Raw genomic sequence first — 14,425 nt, forward strand, 5'->3', positions numbered from 1 at the left:
CGGATGTCATGCGCCGACGGAGTCCGTGACCCGACCAGGCGACCGGTGACGGGCGCACAGGCCCGACGGCCGCCCCGCCAAGGTCCGTCACCGTCGCGGAGCCGGGCGGTCGGGCGACTGGGCACCGGGCCAGTCGGGCGCGGGACAGCCGGACACGGGGACGGCCGGGGACAGGATCAGCCGCCCAGTGCCGGGTAGTCCGTGTAGCCGGTGGCCCCGCCCACGTACATCAGGTACCTGTCGCGCACCGGGTTGACCGGCGCCCCGGTGCGGATGCGCTCGACCAGGTCGGGGTTGGCCAGGAAGGGCCGGCCCAGGGCGACCAGGTCGGCCCCGGCCCGGAGCATGCGCTCGGCGGCGTCCCGACCGCCGTCCGCGGGAATCTCCCCGCCGGGCAGCACCGGGTTGCCGATCAGGGTGCGCGACCAGCGTGAGCGGATCCGCTTCCACACGGAACTGTCGGGGTCGGCGAAGGCCACGTGCAGGTACACGGGCCCCAACGCGTCCAGGCGGGTGGTCAGTTCCGGGTAGAGGGCGGCGATGTCCTCGTCGGTCTCCGCGATGCCGTTGGCGGTGTTGCCCGGGGAGACGCGCACGCCGACGCGGTCGGGACCGACCTCCGCGACGACGGCTTGGACCACCTCCAGGACGAAGCGCATCCGGTTCTCGGGAGCGCCGCCGTAGGCGTCCCGGCGCCGGTTGGTGCCCGGGGTCAGGAACTGGTGGAGGAGGTAGCCGTTGGCGGCGTGCACCTCCACGCCCAGGAACCCGGCCTCCACGGCCCGGCGGGCGGCGGAGGCGAAGTCGGCGACGGTGGTGGCGATGTCGTCCCGGCCCATCTGCCGGGGCGTCACCGCGGGCTGGCGTCCGCCGGGGGTGTGGATGGTCCCGGGCAGGGCGATCGGTGAGGGCGCCAGCGGGGTCAGGCCGCTGGTGTCGGGGTGGCCGACGCGGCCGCCGTGCTGGATCTGGGCGAACATGCGCCCGCCCGCCTCGGCCACGCGTCGGTTGACCCGCCGCCAGCCCTCGGTGTGCTCGGGGCGGTACAGGGCGGCGATGTCGGGGTAGGTGCGCCCGACCCTGCTGGGGGTGGAGGCCTCGGCGATGATCAGACCGGCCGAGGCCCGCTGGGCGTAGTACTCGGCCATGAGCTCGCTCGGAGTACCCGAGGGCTCGGCGCGGTTGCGGGTCATGGGGGCGATCACGAGCCGGTTGGGCAGGTCGGTGTCGGCGAGGCGCGCGGGGCTGAGAAGCGGAGACTCTGTTTCCTTGGCGTTCATGCGGATACCGTAGGAGTTGACACCAATGTCAGATTCAAGCGCGAGGAAGGTGAGGTGCGTCATGCGCATCGGTGAGCTGGCCCGGCGCAGCGGGGTGAGCCCGCGTTCGCTGCGCTACTACGAGCAGCAGGGCCTGCTGGCCTCCGAGCGCACCCCGGGCGGGCACCGCGAGTACGCCGAGACCGCGGTGGACCGGGTGGTGCGCATCCAGGAGCTGTATGCGGCGGGGCTGTGCAGCGCCAAGATCGTGACGCTGCTGCCGTGCATGCGCGACGCCGACGGCGGGCCAGCGGCCACGGCCGACGCCCACCTGGTCCGCGAGCTGAGGACCGAGCGCGAGCGCATCGACCGGATGATCGCGGACCTGCGGCGTTCCCGGGAGCTGCTCGACGACGTCATCGCCTCCGCCGAGGGCGACGAGACCGAGGAGGGTTCCCTCACCGGCCGCCGCTGACTGAACCTCCCGCCCGCGGACACCGGAAGCTCGGCGGGGGAGCCCGGCCCGTCGCGGTCACGGCCCACCGGTGACGAACCCGCACGCGCTTCCCGGGGGCTCGGCGAAGTGCTCCCCCGGCCACGTGTTGGAGGCGGTTCCCGTTCCCGGTGCCGGACCCCGCTCCGGCCGGTCAGCGGTGGTCGCGGCTCATCAGCGCGACGACCTCCCCGGCAGCCCGGCGCAGCGGCCTCCTGCGCAGCCACACCAGGTGCACCGGCATCGCCAACCCGTTCTTGAGGTTGACGAACTCCAGCACCCTCACCCTCCCGGTCGCGACCGCCTCCCGCACCTTCCCCAAGGGCAGGTTGGCCCATCCCGCGCCGCGTTCCACGAGCCCCAGCGCGGCCTCCACCGAGTCCACGTGCCACCGGGCGTCGGAGACCAGGAGCCGACGATCGGCGACCGCGTCGTCGGGACCGGCGACCACGATCTGGCGGCTGGCGCCGAGGTCCTCCAGGCGCCGCAGGTCGGCGGGCAGGCCGGGTGTGTCCGCGGTGGCCGAGACCACCGCCACGAAGACCTCGTCGGTCACGTTGGTGAAGACCTCCTCCCGGTCCACGTCCGGAGCCGCGGCCAGCAGCGCCAGGTCGGCCCGCTCCCGGTGCAGCATCTCCCGGACCCCGTCCTGGGGCGCCCGGAGCAGGTTCACGCGCAGCAGGGGGTAGCGACCGCCGACCCGGGCCAGGGCGTCCAGCAGGTCCCGGTCCGGAACACCGGCGGCCACGGCGACGGTGAGCGTGCTCTCCAGGTCCCGCGACAGCTCCACGGCGTGGACCTGCAGCAGCCGCAGCCTGCTGGCGACCGACCGTGCGTGGGGCACCAGGGCCAGGGCCCGCGGGGTGGGCACCGCCTCGCGGCGCGACCGGTCGAACAGGGGGTAGCCGAGTTCGGCCTCGATGTTGGCGATGCCCATGCTCACGGCGGAGGGCACCCGGCGCAGCGCGCGGGCCGCGCCGGAGAAGGAGCCGTGGTCGACCACGGCCAGGAACAGCTTGATGCCGTCACTGGAGAGAGCCATACAACTGTCAGCTTTTCTGAAGGGACCTGACTTTTCTGTTCAGTAGCCCTGAATATAACGTCTTCCCCCGTTGACCGACGGAACGGGAGTGTGTGCTGTGCAAGGTGTGAAGCGCAAGCTGGTCTACGTGGGCGGATACGAGATCCTGGGGCTCGCGGTGGGCACCGCGGTGATGTCCCTGCTGACGGGCGAGTCACCGGCCACCACCGGACCCCTGGCGCTCATGATCACCTGCGTGGCGACGGTGTGGAACCTGGCCTTCAACTACCTGTTCGAGGCGTGGGAGCGGCGCCAGCGCGACCGCACGCGCACCGTGCGCCGGCGCGTCCTGCACGCGGTGGGCTTCCAGCTGACCCTGGTGTGCTTCCTGATCCCGCTCATCGCGTGGTGGCTGGAGATCACGCTGTTGCAGGCGTTCGTGCTGGACCTGGTGTTCATCGTCTATATCCCGTTCTACACCTTCGCCTACAACTGGGCCTTCGACAGGATCTTCGGCGTCCCCAGCTCGGCGGTGAACGAGGTCGGGCAGGAGGAGCCGGTCGGTTCCGGGCGTTCCGCCTGAGGCGCGCGCCGTCGAACGCGCGCCCGCGGAACCCGTACCGGTGGCCTCCGCCCGGCGGGCCGCCCCCGCAGCCGTCGCCACCGCTGCGGGCCGGTCGGAGGAGGAATCCGCCGACCGGCCCCGCCCGGGAGGACCGGACGGTTCAGCGCGACGGCCCGTAGGTGAGGCGGCGCAGCACCACCTCGGCGGGTCCGCGCACGCCCCGGCGGCGCATGAGGTCGGCGAGCAGCACCGTGGCCAGCCACACGGCCACCGCGACGCCCGCGCCGACGGCGGGCGACGTCATGTGCAGGTCGAGCGTGTAGGAGGAGAACAGCACGGCCCAGGCCATGGACTGGGCCAGGTAGAAGGTCATGGAGCGCTGTCCGAGCGCGGCCAGGGCGTCGGTCACCGGCCCCTCTCGGCCCGTGAGGCGGACCGCGACCAGGGCGATGAGCGCGGCGTAGCCCAGCGCGCCCGCGTAGCCGCTCACCTGGTGCAGTGCCGTGGCGGCGACGAGGTCCCCGGTCGTGGCGCCGGTCCACACCTCCGCCTTGTCCAGGGCCAGGGGGAGGCCGCCCAGCGCCGCCAGGGGGATGCCCGCGAACGCGGTGGCGCGCAGCAGTCGCAGGTGCTCGTGGGGCCGCTCCAGGATCCGGTGCCGGGCCGCCAGGACACCGATCAGGAACGGGACGAGCGTGCTGGCGAACATCACCACGGCCAGGACCGAGAACAGGGTCACCCGGAAGAGGAGTTCGTCCGCGAACCCGTCGGGCATCAGCGGCATGCCCTGTCCTGTCACGGTGTCCTCGGCGGCGATCAGGGCGTGCACGGCCGCGGCCACGGGCAGCCAGGCCGCCGCCAGGATCACCAGGGTCCGGTCGCGCAACCGCAGGACGCCCACCAGGGCCAGCGTCACCAGGCCGTAGACGGCCAGGATGTCGGCGGGGAAGAGCAGCACCGTGTGCGCCAGACCGAAGGCGACCATCCACAGGCCGCGTCGGCGCAGCAGGCCGCGGGTCCGGGGCCAGTCCTGCCCCTGTTGGCCGCGGCGGCGGTGGATCTGAGCCAGGCCGTACCCGAACAGGGCAGCGAACATGGGGTAGCTGCGCAGGTCGACGAACATGACCGTGGCCGCGGTGGTGAGCTGGTCGGCGGGGTTGGGAGCGCCCTGCGGGCCGCCGATGAACACGGTGAACAGGTGCGTGTGGGCGAGCGCGATGAACAGCAGCATGACGCCGCGGGCCAGGTCCGGGGCCAGGGAGCGGCGGCCGAGCGGGAGCGGTTGGTCGGGGACCGGAGCCGTGCGGGGCTCCGGGGTGGACGTATGGGACATGGTGGCCTCCGAAAGGGCCGTGGGCTCCGATGGACGGCGTACGCGCCGAGGCGCGCACCGGGGCGCACGTCGGAGCGACGCACTGCGCGTACAACGTATACACAGCACACCCCTTGCCGCAAACCCTTCAAAATGGGATTTTGAGGCCAACAGCACTAGTGCACATGCCTAGTGCACCAGGGATCGAAAGGGGCTCCCCCGGGTCACCCCAGCGCCTTCGACGAGGCAGCCTGGACCCCGCCGTGCACTAGTACACTCGGAGTAGCCCGACAGGAGCGGAAGGGGTCCGTGGTGTCCACGACCGGAAAAAAGGAACTGCCGCCCTACGCGCGGGTCGTCACCGACATCCGCGCGCGCATCGGCTCCGGGGAGTTGCGACCGGGCGAACGGGTGCCCTCCACCCGGGAGATCATGCGCGAGTGGGGGGTGGCCATGGCCACCGCCACCAAGGCGCTGGCCGCCCTGCGCCAGGAGGGCCTGGTCGAGGCGGTGCGCGGAGTGGGCACCCTCGTGCGCGGTGCACCCGCCTCCGCACCGGAGCCGCAGGGACCACAGCGCCAGCGGGAACGCCCGCGTCCGGCGCGGACGGAAGACCCGGGAAGCCACCGTCCGGCCGCCGAGACCGGCGGCCTCGCCCGGGAGGCCATCGTCCGGGCCGCGATCACCATCGCCGACGCCGAGGGGATCGACGGCCTGTCCATGCGCAGGGTCGCCACCCAGCTGGGGGTGAGCACCATGGCCCTGTACCGCCACGTCGCGAACAAGGACGCGCTGGTGACGGCGATGATCGACCAGGTCTACACCGAGCACGCCCTGCCCGACCCGCCGCCCGCCGACTGGCGCGAGGCGCTCGAACTGGCCCTGCTGACGGAGTGGGGCATCTACCGGGCGCACCCCTGGGCCGTCCAGCTCACTCCGCTCGCCGGAGCGGTTCAGTCGCCCGGGCTGGTGCAGAACGCCGAGTGGATGATGCGGGTGATCACCGGCCAGGGGCGCTCGCCGGACGAGGCCATGGCGATCCTCACCTTCGTGTCCGCCTACACCTCCGGCATGGCCCTCCAGGGCACGCGCGCGGTGGTGGAGGGGTACGAGGCCGGGATGGACGCCGAGCACTGGTGGAGGTCCCGGGGCGAGGAGTTCCTGCGGATCGCCGAGCAGGGCAGGTTCCCCCTGACGTTCAGCGTCTCGGGGCCGACCGACGTGCACGCGATCTTCGGCCTCGGCATGAAACACCTGCTGGACGGGCTCGCGCCGCTGATCGAACCGGGAGGCCGACCCGTGGACGGGGGCCTCGCGGGCCCCACGGACACAACCCGGTGAGCCCGCGAAGGGGTCCCGGCGGGCGTCCCGCGCGCGCCACGGGGTACACCTGAACACGGGGGGTTCCTACCTGTGCGACACCGTGGACGACCGCTTCCGCCCGGCCTGCGGCGGGAACCCGGCCGACGAGGGGAACCGGAGGCGTTCCGAGGTGGCGGCATCACTACAATCACCACCGGTTCCACAACGCGATCGGCGGTCCTCCCGCCCTCCGCGGCACCCACCTCTCAAGTAAGTGCACAGCAGCGCCATGACGTCGGTGACGCGGCCGCTGTGGAGCCGCACCCCACCGGCGCCCAGGTCGGCTTTGAGGAGCTACCGAAGATGTCCCAGGGTCTGGTGCGGTACGCGCCCTCGGTGAACGACGCGAGGGTGCGCGGGGCGGTCTACCCCCGACGCTCCCTGGTGGTGGTCACCGGGGTGCCCGGCGCCGGCAAGAGCACCCTGCTGCGGCGGCTGTTCGGTCTGCGCGGGGACGAGGACCGGACCGTAATCGCCGCGGACGGTGTGCGGGTGATCGACTCGCTGCAGTCGCGCTACCGGCTCCGGGCGCTGCTCGGCCGCGTCCCCTACCCGCTGTGGCGCTGGGTGGTGCACGTACTGCACCTGGCCCGGGTGGCCGCGGCGCTGCGCGGCGGCCCCGTGGTGGTGCACGAGTGCGGGACCCGGCGCTCGGTCCGCGTGCTGCTCGCCCTGCTCTGCCGACTGCGCCGGTACGAGGTCCACGTTCTGATGATCGACGCCACCCCGCAGGAGGCCCGGAGCGGGCAGGCCGCCCGGGGTCGGCGGGTGACCGCGCGCAGCCACCGGACGCACTCGCGGCGCTGGCGGCGGCTGCGCGCGGCCACCCGGCGCGGGCCGAGGGCGTTCGCGCCGGGCGCGCGCAGCCTGCTCGCGCTCGACCGGCGCCGGGCGCGGGAGCTGGCCTGGATCCGCTTCGGTTCCGGCCCGGTCGCCCGCGGTCCCCTACGCACCGCGGAAGAACCACCACCCGCCCGGATCGAACGCATGATGTCCGGTACCCCGTAACCCCGGCCGGTCGGCTTCGCCTCAGCGCGTGCGTGGTCCGGAGGGGCGGAGCGTCCCCCGCCCCGGCCGTCACGGAAAAGCGCTTGCGGCGGTGGTTGCACCGTAGTACCTGTGGGAGCGTCCCGGAGGCAGGTTCGTTCCCACCTGGAGTCGTCGATGGCCGTTCGCCGCGTGGTGCCCGACATTCGGTCGGAGGCGCTGCGGGAGAGCCGGGAGTTCTACGGCCTGCTGGGCTTCGAGGAGGTCATGAACCACGGTTGGATCATGACGCTCGCCTCCCCGTCCTCTCCGGCCGCACAGGTCAGCTTCGTGACCGATGACAAGACCGGCCCGGTCGTCCCCGACATGAGTGTCGAGGTGGACGACGTGGACGCGGCCTACGCGGCCGTGCGGGACAGCGGCGCGGAGATCATCCACCCTCTGCAGGACGAGGAGTGGGGCGTGCGACGGTTCTTCGTCCGCGACCCCAACGGCCGGGTGGTCAACGTCCTGGACCACCGCTGACAGCACCCCACACACCCGTCCGCCAGTACGGCACGCCCCGCTCCCGGGCGACCGTGGCCAGGGAGACGCCCTCCAGGCGGGTGCGGCCGATGATCTCGGCCTCGTCCGGGATGATCACCTCGTGGCGGGCGGCCCGGCAGAGGACCGTGTCCGGCGTTCCGGTGGGGACGACGGCGGTGACGGGTGGCTCGGCCATGAGGAGCGGCTGGCGCAGCGCGGCGGTCCGGGCCCGAAGGCCCGCGCGCTGGGCGCGGCAGCGCAGCGCCCAGTGCAGGCGGTGCCAGGCGGTGTCGGCCTCACGGACGGCGTGGACGAAGCCCGCGAGGAGCTCCTCCTCCACCTCCTCGACGGTGCGCGGGTCCAGGCCCCGGCACAGGCCGCGGGCGCAGGTGCGCAGCGCGGGCATGGCGAAGCCGATCGCGGCGACCATCCACTCCTCGCGGTCCTGTGCGCGCACGACCAGGCTCCGCCAGACGTCGTCGCGCGAGCGGCGGTCGGTGGTGCGGTCCAGGAGTGCGGCGCGCAGCTCGACCGGGGTGGTGGGAGGGGTGTCGGTGGCGGGGACGAGCTGCGCCGCGAGGTCGGCGACATCGATGTCGAGGAGCTGGAACTCCCTCTCGGCGCGGTTGAGCGGTTCGGTCGTCATGGATCTGTTCCCTTCGCGGGCCGTGTCGGTGATGACGCGGACCAGGAAAGGAAGCCCGGCTGACGGCGGGCGCACGGAGGGCTCACGGTCGGCGAGCGGAAGGCGGGCGGGGTGCTGGCGGGGAGCTGACACGAGGCGCGCGGATGCGGGGGTGGGGCGGGCGGACTCTTCTCAGCGGCTGTCCGCTGACAGCACCGGAAACAGGCTCCGGCCAGGGATGACAGCGTTGGCGGGAGTGCTGACAGCGGGAGCGGCAGGTGCTGTCAGCGTCCGCCTTGGCCGAACCATGACCGAATTTCCGAGAGCGGCGAATGGGCGATGCGCTGACAAGGGCACCCTGTTCTCGCCCGTGGCTGGCGCCGCGTAGCCACGTCTACTGGAGACGCTCCGGGCGCACCTCGTAAGGGGGCGGCATCGCTCAGGCCTCCCGCAACTGGTCGATCTCTCCCTGGAGTTGCTGAATCAAGGCGATCATTTCGCCGCGGCTCAGGTCGTAATTGCTCTTGATCCTCCAGGTTCGTTTCATCTGCTGCTTCGCGTCCTCCTTGGCCTCGGGGGTGGTGGCGGCTTCAGCCGCCCGCATGTATGCGGCCGCGGCGCGGTTGGCGGTCCCTCGAAGGGTCTCGAAGATCACTACCTCAGGGGTTTCCGGGTCGTTCAGGGTGGTGTTGTCCACGGTCGTCTCCTCTTGTCGGGGGGCGCGGACGCGCAGGGTCTTCCCGTCATGTGCCGCGTACTCTCCGGGCGCGATGAGTTCGCCGTCGGCCAGGGCGATGCCGGTCAGGTCGAGTTCGGTGAACGCCAGCACCGGCAGGCGGCGGATGAGGGCGGCTGCTGTGGTCTGGTCCACCAACACCGCCAGCAGGTTCTTGTGGTGCGTCAGCCCCTGGGGGCCCTCGACGGCAGCACGGGTGCGGGTCACTCCCCAATGGGCGCGAGCTTCGCGCACCCCCTGCCCTCTCACAGGTGCCAGTCCGGCCTCGGCCAGGAGGCCGGGTGGAACCAAAGCTCCGTCGGGATTCCCGCTGTCGGTGATGACGAGGATGCCGCCGGTGTCGTGCACCCATGCCATGCGGCGTCCCAGGGTGTCGCGGACTCGGTCCGACGGCAGGTACTGCGTTCGGGTGTCCATCCCGCCCCTCTATTGTGTCCCTAGCCCTACACAAAAAGTGTAGGCCCATGTACACAATTCGTCGAGGGGGAATCAACTCCGTTCTGGACCTTCGGGCTCCAGGCCACTGCGGGCGCGGTTCTGCTCTTCTGGGACCGAGCCGCCACCGGCCGGGGCCCCGACCGCGAGGCCTGCGTTGCCCGGTGAGCCGCTGGGTCCAACGCCCACTGCGGAAGCCGCTCAGCGTCCCCCCGAGATCCACAGCTCGGTCGCGGCACCTGCTGCTCGTGAGCAGCACACTCGATCTCCGCCTGCTCCGCGCGGGCCTGGGCCACGTCGGCCTCGATCGCCTCTTGCTGCACACGCGCGGCCGCCGCCTGCACCCGCTCCTGCTGGGCCGGCACCTGGACCAGCTCAGAGCTCGCGCACGCCCACTGCTACTCGACAGCCCCGCGGCTGCTGCCCCGGCGCAGCAGCACCCCCGGGAAGCCTGTCGCAACCAGTCGACGACTCCAGCTCCCGGCGCAGCTCCTGCGCGCGCTGGCCCGCTTCGGCCGGTGCGGCGTGCGGGTGCGGCCGCCGCCGGACTTCCGGGCCGCCCGCCGGCGGGAGCGAACGGCGGGCGGCCCGGTCGGGTGAGGTCAGCGAACGAGCACGACGGTCTTACCGGGCAGCCGCCCGGTGGCCGCGTCCTCGTGCACGGCGGCCAGCTCGCCCATCGGGCGGTGCGCGGCGACGTGGAGCCGGAGCCTCCCGGCGTCCACCTTGGCGACGAGGTCGGCCAGCTGGACCCCGTCGCCGCGGACCCACAGGCTCGCGCTGCGCACCTTCCGGTCGGGGTCCTCGGGAACCGGGCCGGCAGTGCTGGCGGCGACCCCGCCGTCGGCGACGTAGTCCGTCAGCCGCGCGAGCTCCTCCGGGGAGAGGCGCACGTGGTTCACCACGACCTGGAACGGACCACCCGCGGCGGCCGGGCCCGCGGCGAGGTCGAGGGGGCCGACGACCCGGTCCGCGCCGTAGCTCCGAAGACGGTCGGCGTGCCGCGGCGCGTCCACCGCGGTCACGTGCGCTCCGGCGTCGACCGCGAGCTGCACCACCAGGCTGCCCACCGCACCCCCCGCCCCGTTGACCAGGACGCTCTGGCCGGGCTTGAGCTCGGCGAGTTCGAAGGCGGTCTGCCAGGCCGCCAGGCCGGTCAGCGGCAGTGTCGCGGCGTCGACCAGCTCGATCGTCCGGGGCGCCGGGGCCAGGGACCCGGCAGGGGCGAGGGCGTACTCGGCGGCCCCGCCTGCGGAGTCGAGGGGCAGCATCGCCACGACTCGGTCGCCGACCTCCAGGCCCGTCACGTCCGCGCCGAGTTCGGCGACGGTGCCCGCCAGGTCGATCCCCGGCACGTACGGGAGGGTCATCGGGATCATCTCGGCCAGGATGCCGGCGCGGATGTGGTCGTCGACCGGGTTGAACGACGTGGCCGCCACCCGCACCAGCACCTGCCCGGGGCCGGGGACCGGACGGTCGACGTCCTCGTGGCGCAGGACATCGCTGCCGCCGAACTCGTGGAAACGGATTGCCTTCATGACACTTTCCTCCAGGGTGTGTTGAACGCCGTCGCCCGGGGACGGGCGGACGGGGGCGAGGGTGGAGCGCGGCTGAGCGCTCAGGTCAGGCGCACCGACCGGGTGGAGTTGCCCATCACCATGCGGTCGATGGCGCTCACGGCGCTGCCGGGGTCGTCGGCGGCGCCGACGGCGCACAGCAGAGGGACGAAGTGGTCGGCCGTCGGATGGGCGACCGCGGCGCCGGGTGCCTTGACGCGGTAGTCGACGAGGGCGTCGGCGTCGCCCCGGGAGAGGGCGTCGACGGCCCATGCGTCGAAGGCCGCGGTGGCGGCGACGAGCTCCGGCTGGCGGAAGACGGCGAAACTGTGCGTCATGAAGCCCGAGCCGAGGACGAGGACGCCTTCTTCTCGCAGGGGCCGCAGGCGTGATCCGAGTTCGAGCAGGGTGCCGGGGTCCAGGCCGGGCATCGACAGCTGCACGACCGGGACGTCGGCGGCGGGGTACATGGCCATGAGCGGGATGAAGGCGCCGTGGTCGAGGCCGCGGTCGGCGGACTCGTGTACCGGTGTCGTGCCCAGCAGGCCCGTGAGCCGCCGGGCCAGGTCGGTGGCGTCCGGGGTCGCGTAGGGCAGGGTCTTGTAGCGGGGGTGGAAGCCGCTGAAGTCGTAGTGGAGCGGGACGCCCGCCGCGGCTCCGGATATCGCGACCGGTGCCTGTTCCCAGTGGGCCGAGACGACGACGATGGCCCGGGGTTTGGGCATCGACTGGGCCCAGTCGAAGAGGTTGCCAAGCCACTGCGGATCGTCGAGGGTGAACGGTGCGCCGTGGCTGACGAAGAGGCTGGGCATGGGCCCGTCGGAGGGGGTCCACACCCGCTGCCCGCGCGCCTGCGGCAGGACCCGGGCGAGGAGGTCGTCGTAGGCCGCGGCCGGTGCGCGCGCCGGGGAGGGGGGACCCAGGCTGCTCGTGGTGGTCATCAGAACCAGCTCCTTCACTTGCCCAAGCAAGTGTTTTTACTTGCCTTGGCAAGTGAAAGGTAGCCCATATTGAGTTGCCTGGGCAAGTGATCCGAGTTGCCCTGGCAAGTATGATGAAGCCCATGGACACTCAACCCTGGCTCGACGACGACCAGCAGGACCTGTGGCAGGCGCTGCTCACGGTCGTCATCGCCCTCCCAGCGGCCCTCGACCGCCAACTGCAGCGGGAGGCGGGCATCTCCAACTTCGAGTACGGGGTTCTGGCCCGGCTGTCCATGGCCGACGAGGCCACCATGCGGCTCAGCGACCTGGCCCGGCTCTGCGACAGCACCCTGCCCCGCCTGTCGAAGGTGATGGACCGGTTCGAGGCACGTGACTGGGTCGTGCGCCGGTCCGACCCCGGCGACGGCCGGTACACCCTCGCCACCCTGACCGGCGCCGGTCGGCAGAAGCTGGTCGAAAGCGCACCGGAACACGTCGCGCAGGTGAAGCGGCTCGTGTTCGATCCGCTCAGCGCCGCCCAGCGCCGCCACCTCGGGACCGCGCTCACCCGCATCGCCGCCACCGTGCGCCGGGAGCTCGAAGGAGGCTGAGCGTCCTCCTCGGGCGGGCCCCCGTCAGCTCCGCGACGCCGTGATGCGGTGCTCGGGGAAGGTACGGCCGTCCATAGCAGGGCGCGAATCTCGGCGGGGGCGGTGCGCGCCAGCGCGCCGGAAGCGGGCCCGTCCGCCGGACGCACGGGGGCGGGCGCCAGCTCCTGGAGCATGTCAGCGCTCTTGTCAGCGTCGTTGTCGAAGCGGACATGGATGCCCGTGGGTTGATCGCCTGTCAGCAGGTGATCGGTGGCGAACCGGAGCACGGCGCCGGTGTACGACACGAGGGGGGCGCCGTCGCGCCCGTCCTCGGACGGACGGAGGTCTGCGTGTAGGCGATCGCTCTCGGGGCGGGCAGGCCGCCCCGGCGACGCGGCTGACCGGACATCTCCCCAGGTCAGAACGCGTGAGAGCCAGCGAGGGGACTTGAACCCCTAACCTATCGCTTACAAGGCGATTGCTCTGCCAATTGAGCTACGCTGGCGGGCTGCCGCGACCGTGGTCCCGGCTGCGTCCCTGGGAAATGGTACCGGTTCAGATACCGCCCGGCCTACTCGGATACGCCGGTGCGGACGAATCGCCGCCCCGGCCGCCGCTCCGCCGGCCGACGACCCCCTCCCCCGCGCTGACTGCGCACCCCGATCCGGCAAAGAAGTCCGGATGCGGTCCGGCGCCCGGTTACCGCCCGCCCCGACCGGAAACCACAGGGGAAAGTGCCCCCTCCCGGGGGCGGAGAGGTGGGAAGGACATGACCGGCAACAGGGGTGTGGTGTACAGGGGAGCGGGCCGGGTCGAGGTCGAGGACGTCGACTACCCCGAGTTCGTCATCAAGGACGGCCCCGGGGTCAACCCGGCGAACGTCGGACGCAAGGTGCCGCACGGGGCGATCCTGAAGGTCGTCGCCACCAACATCTGCGGAAGCGACCAGCACATGGTGCGGGGGCGCACCACCGCGCCGGAAGGGCTGGTCCTGGGCCACGAGATCACCGGCGAGGTGGTCGAGACCGGACCCGGCGTGGAGTTCGTCAAGGTCGGCGACCTCGTCTCGGTCCCGTTCAACATCTCCTGCGGGCGCTGCCGCAACTGCAAGGCGCGGCGCACGGAGATCTGCCTGAACGTGAACCCGGACCGGCCGGGCTCGGCCTACGGCTACGTCGACATGGGCGGCTGGGTCGGCGGGCAGGCCAGGTACGCGCTCGTGCCCTACGCGGACTGGAACCTCCTCGTGTTCCCCGACCGCGACCAGGCGTTGGAGAAGATCCTGGACCTGACGATGCTCTCGGACATCTTCCCGACCGGCTACCACGGCTGCGTCACCGCGGGCGTGGGCGTGGGGTCGAGCGTCTACGTCGCGGGGGCCGGGCCCGTCGGGCTGGCCGCCGCCGCGTCGGCCCGACTGCTCGGCGCGGCGGTGGTGATCGTCGCGGACATGAAGGAGGAGCGGCTGGCGCAGGCCCGCAGCTTCGGGTGCGAGACGGTGAACGTGGCCGAGGGTGACCTGGCCGGGCAGATCGAGCGGATCCTGGGCGTCCCCGAGGTGGACTGCGCGGTGGACGCGGTCGGCTTCGAGGCGCACGGGACGGGAGAGGGAGCCTCGAAGGAGGCGCCCGCCAGCGTGCTCAACACCGCGATGGACGTGACCAGGGCCGGGGGGTCCATCGGGATTCCGGGCCTGTACGTGACCGGCGACCCAGGCGCGTCCGACGAGGCCGCCAAGGAGGGTTCCCTGTCGGTCCGGATCGGGCTGGGCTGGTCGAAGTCGCACGCCTTCTTCACCGGCCAGTGCCCGGTCATGAAGTACCACCGGGAGCTGATGGAGGCGATCCTCCACGACCGGGTGCGGATCGCCGAGGCCGTCAACGCCGTGGCGATCCCGCTGGAGGAGGCGCCCGAGGGGTACCGGGCCTTCGACGAGGGTGCGGCCAGCAAGTACGTGCTCGACCCGAACAACTACCTCGGCACGCGCTGACGCGCCGGGAGGTTCAGGGCCCGCGGGCAACGAGCGGGGTGAGGCC

General features: G+C 72.3%; 14 protein-coding genes and 1 tRNA gene. 7 read left to right on the forward strand and 8 right to left on the reverse strand.

Translation table 11 applies throughout. The features are described 5' to 3' along the window. Window positions 1–176: 176 nt before the first annotated feature. A complete protein-coding gene (locus NDAS_RS21175) occupies window positions 177–1,280 on the reverse strand; it encodes an alkene reductase (RefSeq protein WP_013155285.1) in 1,104 nt (367 codons plus the stop codon). Between the two features lie 61 nt (window positions 1,281–1,341). On the opposite strand from NDAS_RS21175, the gene NDAS_RS21180 reads away from it, so the two are divergent. After that, on the forward strand, window positions 1,342–1,734 hold the full coding sequence (locus NDAS_RS21180; RefSeq protein ID WP_013155286.1) for a MerR family transcriptional regulator: 393 nt from the start codon (window positions 1,342–1,344) through the stop codon (window positions 1,732–1,734). Between the two features lie 172 nt (window positions 1,735–1,906). Here the strand turns inward: NDAS_RS21180 and NDAS_RS21185 are convergent, their stop codons facing one another. Next, window positions 1,907–2,794, reverse strand: coding sequence for a LysR family transcriptional regulator (locus tag NDAS_RS21185; protein ID WP_013155287.1), 888 nt, complete (start codon window positions 2,792–2,794; stop codon window positions 1,907–1,909). 106 nt (window positions 2,795–2,900) lie between these two features. Here NDAS_RS21185 and NDAS_RS21190 point away from each other — a divergent pair, with 106 nt between their 5' ends. After that, on the forward strand, window positions 2,901–3,356 hold the full coding sequence (locus NDAS_RS21190) for a PACE efflux transporter (protein ID WP_019607808.1): 456 nt from the start codon (window positions 2,901–2,903) through the stop codon (window positions 3,354–3,356). A gap of 142 nt (window positions 3,357–3,498) precedes the next feature. Here NDAS_RS21190 and NDAS_RS21195 read toward each other — a convergent pair whose 3' ends face one another. Further along, window positions 3,499–4,671 carry a DUF418 domain-containing protein gene (locus NDAS_RS21195; protein ID WP_013155289.1) on the reverse strand — a complete coding sequence of 391 codons (1,173 nt, stop codon included), beginning with the start codon at window positions 4,669–4,671 and terminating at the stop codon, window positions 3,499–3,501. 288 nt (window positions 4,672–4,959) lie between these two features. Here NDAS_RS21195 and NDAS_RS21200 point away from each other — a divergent pair, with 288 nt between their 5' ends. The 3 genes from NDAS_RS21200 (at window position 4,960) to NDAS_RS21210 (ending at window position 7,524) form a co-directional block, all read left to right on the forward strand. Continuing rightward, the gene (locus tag NDAS_RS21200) at window positions 4,960–5,991 is read left to right on the forward strand and encodes a GntR family transcriptional regulator (protein WP_013155290.1); all 1,032 of its coding nucleotides are present in this window, start codon (window positions 4,960–4,962) and stop codon (window positions 5,989–5,991) included. A 324-nt stretch (window positions 5,992–6,315) separates the two neighbouring features. After that, window positions 6,316–7,020, forward strand: a complete 705-nt coding sequence (locus NDAS_RS21205) for an AAA family ATPase (protein ID WP_013155291.1) — start codon at window positions 6,316–6,318, stop codon at window positions 7,018–7,020. 156 nt (window positions 7,021–7,176) lie between these two features. After that, window positions 7,177–7,524, forward strand: a complete 348-nt coding sequence (locus tag NDAS_RS21210; RefSeq protein ID WP_013155292.1) for a VOC family protein — start codon at window positions 7,177–7,179, stop codon at window positions 7,522–7,524. Here NDAS_RS21210 and NDAS_RS21215 read toward each other — a convergent pair. From NDAS_RS21215 to NDAS_RS21230, 4 genes are all read right to left on the reverse strand, one after another. Continuing rightward, window positions 7,502–8,170, reverse strand: coding sequence for a hypothetical protein (locus tag NDAS_RS21215; RefSeq protein WP_013155293.1), 669 nt, complete (start codon window positions 8,168–8,170; stop codon window positions 7,502–7,504). The two genes, NDAS_RS21210 and NDAS_RS21215, sit on opposite strands and share 23 nt — an antisense overlap. Before the next feature lie 418 nt (window positions 8,171–8,588). Next, a complete protein-coding gene (locus tag NDAS_RS21220; protein ID WP_148265110.1) occupies window positions 8,589–9,242 on the reverse strand; it encodes a hypothetical protein in 654 nt (217 codons plus the stop codon). A 680-nt stretch (window positions 9,243–9,922) separates the two neighbouring features. Continuing rightward, a complete protein-coding gene (locus NDAS_RS21225; protein ID WP_013155295.1) occupies window positions 9,923–10,858 on the reverse strand; it encodes an NADP-dependent oxidoreductase in 936 nt (311 codons plus the stop codon). Between the two features lie 80 nt (window positions 10,859–10,938). After that, window positions 10,939–11,817, reverse strand: coding sequence for a DODA-type extradiol aromatic ring-opening family dioxygenase (locus NDAS_RS21230; protein ID WP_013155296.1), 879 nt, complete (start codon window positions 11,815–11,817; stop codon window positions 10,939–10,941). A gap of 122 nt (window positions 11,818–11,939) precedes the next feature. Between NDAS_RS21230 and NDAS_RS21235 the strand changes: the two genes are divergently transcribed. Beyond that, window positions 11,940–12,410, forward strand: coding sequence for a MarR family winged helix-turn-helix transcriptional regulator (locus NDAS_RS21235; protein ID WP_041552907.1), 471 nt, complete (start codon window positions 11,940–11,942; stop codon window positions 12,408–12,410). A gap of 411 nt (window positions 12,411–12,821) precedes the next feature. Here the strand turns inward: NDAS_RS21235 and NDAS_RS21240 are convergent. Beyond that, a tRNA-Thr gene (locus NDAS_RS21240) sits at window positions 12,822–12,894 on the reverse strand. 264 nt (window positions 12,895–13,158) lie between these two features. On the opposite strand from NDAS_RS21240, the gene fdhA reads away from it, so the two are divergent. Further along, a complete protein-coding gene (gene fdhA / locus NDAS_RS21245; RefSeq protein ID WP_013155298.1) occupies window positions 13,159–14,379 on the forward strand; it encodes a formaldehyde dehydrogenase, glutathione-independent in 1,221 nt (406 codons plus the stop codon). Window positions 14,380–14,425: the final 46 nt, after the last annotated feature.

It is taken from the genome of Nocardiopsis dassonvillei subsp. dassonvillei DSM 43111 (assembly GCF_000092985.1).
Taxonomy (GTDB): Bacteria; Actinomycetota; Actinomycetes; order Streptosporangiales; family Streptosporangiaceae; genus Nocardiopsis; species Nocardiopsis dassonvillei.